Annotated in this window: 4 protein-coding genes and 1 pseudogene; 4 read left to right on the top strand and 1 reads right to left on the bottom strand. The window is 62.2% G+C overall.

Features of this window, described 5'->3' with window-relative positions:
- Positions 1-33: 33 nt before the first annotated feature.
- From SNL23_RS11550 to SNL23_RS11540, 3 genes are read left to right on the top strand one after another with little or no spacing between them, the layout of a single operon-like run.
- Positions 34-738: an ABC transporter permease gene (locus tag SNL23_RS11550; protein ID WP_063030286.1), complete on the top strand. Its 705-nt coding sequence runs from the start codon at positions 34-36 to the stop codon at positions 736-738.
- A 7-nt stretch (positions 739-745) separates the two neighbouring features.
- Positions 746-1,444 carry an ABC transporter permease gene (locus SNL23_RS11545; protein ID WP_318302302.1) on the top strand — a complete coding sequence of 233 codons (699 nt, stop codon included), beginning with the start codon at positions 746-748 and terminating at the stop codon, positions 1,442-1,444.
- Complete coding sequence (locus SNL23_RS11540; RefSeq protein ID WP_318302301.1) at positions 1,441-2,439, top strand: DMT family transporter; 999 nt, start codon at positions 1,441-1,443, stop codon at positions 2,437-2,439. The genes SNL23_RS11545 and SNL23_RS11540 overlap by 4 nt, the downstream gene beginning before the upstream one ends.
- Here SNL23_RS11540 and SNL23_RS11535 read toward each other — a convergent pair.
- Positions 2,395-2,973: pseudogene (locus tag SNL23_RS11535) on the bottom strand (TetR family transcriptional regulator C-terminal domain-containing protein); the annotation flags it as partial. The gene SNL23_RS11540 and the pseudogene SNL23_RS11535 sit on opposite strands and share 45 nt — an antisense overlap.
- Here SNL23_RS11535 and SNL23_RS11530 point away from each other — a divergent pair.
- A complete protein-coding gene (locus tag SNL23_RS11530) occupies positions 2,972-3,967 on the top strand; it encodes a succinylglutamate desuccinylase/aspartoacylase domain-containing protein (protein ID WP_318302300.1) in 996 nt (331 codons plus the stop codon). The pseudogene SNL23_RS11535 and the gene SNL23_RS11530 overlap by 2 nt on opposite strands.
- Positions 3,968-4,156 lie beyond the last annotated feature (189 nt).

Genomic DNA, 4,156 nt, shown 5'->3' with positions numbered 1-4,156 from the left:
GTTCACTGCGTGTCATCGAAATAGGGAGCCGCGATGTTCGATCTACTCAACTTCAGCGAGCAAGGCTGGGGCAATGCATTGCTCAAGGGGTTATGGATGACCCTGCAGATCTCCGCCGGTTCGTTTGCGGTGGGGCTGCTCATCGGCCTGGTGGTGGCCTGCGCCAAGCTCAGTGCACCGCGCCCGATTGCGCTGCTGATGCGCGGCTACACTACGGTGTTTCGCGCAGTGCCCGAGTTGCTGCTGATCCTGCTGCTGTATTACGCAGGCTCCATGGGCCTCAACGCGCTGATGCTGTGGCTGGGGTTTGCGCAGTTCAACATTAGCGGCCCGCTGGTCGCCGTCCTGGTACTGGGGCTGGTGCAAGGCGCGTACGCCTCGGAGATTTTCCGCGCGGCGATCCTCGCGATTCCCCACGGCCAGATCGAAGCGGCGCGGGCCTTTGGCTTGAGCGGCTTTGGCCTGTTCCGTCGCGTAACCCTGCCGATCATGGCGCCGTATGCCCTGGCCGGCATGTCCAACCTGTGGATCAACCTGATCAAGGACAGCGCGTTGATCAGCGTGGTGGGCACCAACGAACTGCTGTACACCGCCAAACAGGCGGCGGGCTCGACCCGGCATTACCTGTTGTTCTACCTTACGGCCGCCGCCTTGTATTACCTGGTGACATTGGCCTCCAACTACCTGTCCGGGCGCCTGGAACGACGTATTCGTCGCTGGATGCCGGTTGTCGAGTGAGCCGCACATGCCTGAGTGGATAAGTTATTACGCAGGACTGATCGCCAAAGGCTTGCAGACGACCCTGTCGTTGCTGGTGATTTCGGCAGTGCTCGGCTTCGCGTTGGCGGTGCTGGTAGCCCTGGCGCGGCTGTCCCGGCGCAAGTGGCTGGCCCGCTGTGCGCTGGGGTACACCAGTGTGCTGCGGGGCACACCATTGCTGATCCAGATCTACATCTTCTACTACGGACTGGGCAGTCTGTTTGCCCAGTTCCCGATGATTCGCGGGAGTTTCCTCTGGCCGTTCCTGCGGGACGGTTACTGGTACATCGTGTTTGCCCTGGTGTTGTCAGTGGGCGCGTACGTCGGCGAAGTGATTCGCGGCGGCCTGCTGGCGGTACCCAAGGGCGAGATGGAAGCCGCCTCGGCGTTTGGCATGACGCCGCGCCAGGCACTGTTGCGAGTGCGCTTGCCACGGGCCATGCGCCTGCTGTTGCCGACCCTGGCGGGGGAGACGGTGATGTTGCTCAAGTCCACGGCGCTGGCCTCGACCATTGCGGTGGTCGACCTGCTCGGCGCCGCCAACGTGGTACGCGCCCAGACCTTGCAGATCTACCAGCCGCTGTTGCTGGTGGCCGGGGTCTACCTTTGCCTGACCTTTTTGATTGAAGCCCTGTACGCGATGGCCGAGCGACGCGGTACACCGTTGCGCAGGTCTGCCGGATGAAAACCGATCGCTCGTTGCAAGGGATTGCCCTGTGCTCGCTGGCCTATGCGTTCCTGGCGTTGCAGGACGCCGCGATCAAATGGCTGGTGGCCGACTATTCAGTGTTCACCATCCTGTTCTGGCGCAGCCTGGTGGTGGTCGCCGCGTGTGTAATTGCCGGGCGCCTGGGCTTGCTCAAGCGCGCCTGGAACTCGGTCAGCCGCAAGCTGCTGATCATCCGCGGCCTGCTGTCGTTGCTGGCGTGGCTGCTGTACTACACCGCCGCCAAGGACCTGACCCTGGCGGAAATGACCACCCTGTATTTCTCTGCGCCGATCATGGTCACGTTGCTGGCGGCGCTGATCCTCAAGGAACGCGCCAGTCGCGGCCAGTGGATTTCGCTGATCATCGGCTTTGTCGGTGTGGTGATAGCCTGTCGCCCCAGCAGCATGGTCGACCCGTTGCCAATCGGCCTGACATTGGCCGCCGCGCTGTGCTGGGCATTTACCTATATCCAGTTGCGCCAGGTGGACGACAACACCTCGGTGCTGGAGCAGATGCTGATCACCAATGTGGTGTTTGTGATTTGCATGGCCGTGACATTGCCGTGGACGCACACACCGTCGCCGACCCCGGCGTGGCTGGGCATGCTCGGTGCCGGACTGGTGGGCGGGATTGGCCAGTTCCTGCTGTTTGCGAGTTTCCGCCGGGCCACGGCGACGCTGCTGGCACCGTTTGAATACACCGGGTTGATCTGGGCCTTCCTGTTGTCGAGCCTGATCTGGGGCACCTTGATGGACGTGTCGCTGATCTTCGGCGCCGCGCTGATCGCCGTCAGTGGCACCCTGGCCATGCTCAGCGCCCGGCACCCTGTTTCACAAGACGTGGTCGGCGCCGAATGCTCCGTGACGCAGCCCCTGTATCCAGCAGCGGCAGATGTGCAGCCCGTTGCCGGGGCTGAAGGTGCCGGGGTTGAGGCACCACTCAAGCCAGAGTCCGTCGAGCATCGCCGATAAGCCGATGGCGGCCAGGCGCGTGTCGTGGATCACGAAGCCTTCGCTCTGGGCCAGGTCGTCGAGCAGTTGGCGGATCAGTTCAAGGTAGGCGCGGTAGCTTTTTTCATGGGAGTCATTCACGTGCTGGGAGTGGCGGATCAGGCTCCAGAACACCACCCACACGCCCAACAGTTTCGGGTCCATGACCCGCGAGGAAAACGAGCCGGCGAGAAATGCATCCAGCCGCGCTGCTGGGCCCTCGGCCTGGTCGACTTCCTGCCAGAGGGCGGTGGTCAGTTCACTGGCCAGCTTGTGATAGGTCTCGGCGATCAATGCATCGATGCTGCCGAAATGGTGATTGAGCAATCCCACCGAAACTCCGGCTTCAGCGGCGATGCGCCGCACGGAAATACCGGCATGCCCGTCCCGGGCGAGGCTGGTGAGGGTGGCGGCAATCAGCAGGTCGCGACGGTCTTCGGTCACAGGCAAATCCCAGATGGTTGAACGTGTGTTCAATATATACCTGCAGAACCAACAAGAGGAGGGCAGCGGCATGGCAAAAGACCTTTCGTGGCAAGTCCCCGGTGATTCCGGGAACACCCTGCACATCGGCGCCTGGCGCTTCGAGGGTGACGGCAGCGGGCCTCGGGTGCACCTGCAAGCCGGGGTGCATGCCGATGAAATCGCCGGGATGCTGGTGTTGCATCAACTGCTGCCGCGTTTGCAGGCGTGTCAGGACCGGGGGCAACTCAAGGGCTCGGTGACGGTGGTGCCCCAGGCTAATCCGTTTGGCATTGGGCAGTTTCGCCAGGGGCGGTTGTTGGGGCGGTTTCATGAGGCCACCGGGCAGAACTTTAATCGGGCGTTTGATCATTCGTTGGCCATGGAGCGGCCGGCGAGCAACTTGGCGCAATGGCAGAAAAGTCTGGTGCAGCTGGCGGCTGATGCGGAGCTGGTGCTGGATCTGCACACGGATGATGAGGCGCTGCCTTATTTGTATATCCACCGCAGCTTTTGGCCTGAGGGCCAGGTGTTGGCGGCGGCGTTGCAGGTGGATGTGGTGATTGTCTGGGATGAGGGCGGTGATGGGTCGTTTGAAGAGACGATCATTGATCACGGGAAGCCACGGTTGGCGGCGACGATTGAGTTGCGTGGGCAGGCGGATGTGAGTGATGCCTTGGCCGGGCGGGATGGTGATGGGATCTGGGCTTGGCTTTGTGCCAGTGGGGTGATTGATGAGGCGCCGGTGATTGCCGACTGGCAGGGGCAGGTGGTGGACATGGGGTGTATGGAGACCATTCTGGCGCCGTGTGCCGGGGTGTTGGTGTTTGAAAAAGGGTTGGGTGAGCAGGTTGAAGAGGGTGAGCGGTTTGCGCGGATTATCCGGCAGCCTGGGGATTCGGCGTCTGAAGTGGTGCTGCATGCGGCGCAAACCGGGCGGATGGTGACGGGGCATCGGGAGCGGTTGGTGTCACAGGGTTCGGTGGTGGCCAAGTTCACCGGTTCTCGGTTGTCTGAGGGTTACAGCGGGGGGGTGTTGGATCCTTAGGCCGGTGTACATATCCGTTGTTTTTGTGATGGCTGCTATGGGTTCCGCTCTTACAGCGGCTCACTTTTGAACAGCGCAAAAGTAAGCAAAACGCTCTTGCCCCACCACTCGGCACCTCGCTTGGGCTCGGTGTGCCCGCACTCCGGCTTTGGACCGTGGGCCGCCGTCATGGGCCATCCTTGGCCCAGG

Origin of the sequence: Pseudomonas sp. SED1 (assembly GCF_034044025.1) — a bacterium.
In the GTDB taxonomy this organism is placed as follows: Bacteria; Pseudomonadota; Gammaproteobacteria; order Pseudomonadales; family Pseudomonadaceae; genus Aquipseudomonas.
This window is presented reverse-complemented; position numbering and strand designations above follow the sequence as displayed.